Here is a 691-nt window from a genome sequence, read left to right on the forward strand (position 1 = left end):
TGGCACATAGCAGTCTTCAAGACAGTAGCACTCCGACATGGGGTGTCGGGGGTCGGAGGTTCAAATCCTCTCGTGCCGACCAAAATWCYCCWKAARAACCAGCCTTTTAYGGCTGGTTTTTTTATGCCTGAAATTTGTACGGGGTGAAACTGGGGTGAAATGGGGGTGAAACCACCGTCATATTAGATGACAGGGCAGCTATCAAACTCTCCCGATCGTGCATCATTGATGATGTAAGTGATCACCCCAAATACTGGAGAAGTCACATTGTAGTCACCCATTGCGTCAGGTATCTCTTCGCGCTTACCGTTCTCCAAGTTCACCAGGTGAGGTCTTGGGTGCACGCGGAAGCGTTTTATCTTTAAATCACCATCTATCCTACAGATGAGCAAAGAACCATCGCAAGGTAACAGGGAGCTATCTACCACTAACAAGGCACCATTTATGATGCCTTCTCTCCAGTATGTCTGCCCTGCTCTCATGAAGTATGTAGCAGCTGGATGGGAAATCAGCTTCTCATCTAGCGATATGTGGCGCTCGACATAGTCAGCCGCCGGAGAGGGAAAGCCCATAGTTACCTCCACTATTGACACTGGATAAAAACACAGTATATATACTGTATATCCAACCAGTAAAGGGAGAAGGTAAAAATGTTTGTTGAGCTGGTTTATGACAAGAGAAACGTTGCAGG

Annotated in this window: 1 protein-coding gene and 1 tRNA gene; one reads left to right on the plus strand and one right to left on the minus strand. The window is 47.0% G+C overall.

What is annotated here, in order from left to right:
* A tRNA-Pro gene (locus JTI98_RS17860) sits at positions 1 to 82 on the plus strand.
* A gap of 100 nt (positions 83 to 182) precedes the next feature.
* On the opposite strand, the gene JTI98_RS17865 is transcribed toward JTI98_RS17860, so the two are convergent.
* On the minus strand, positions 183 to 593 hold the full coding sequence (locus tag JTI98_RS17865; protein WP_371811942.1) for a S24 family peptidase: 411 nt from the start codon (positions 591 to 593) through the stop codon (positions 183 to 185).
* Between the last annotated feature and the right edge of the window lie 98 nt (positions 594 to 691).

Origin of the sequence: Citrobacter sp. MGH 55 (assembly GCF_016906145.1) — a bacterium.
In the GTDB taxonomy this organism is placed as follows: domain Bacteria; phylum Pseudomonadota; class Gammaproteobacteria; order Enterobacterales; family Enterobacteriaceae; genus Citrobacter_A; species Citrobacter_A amalonaticus.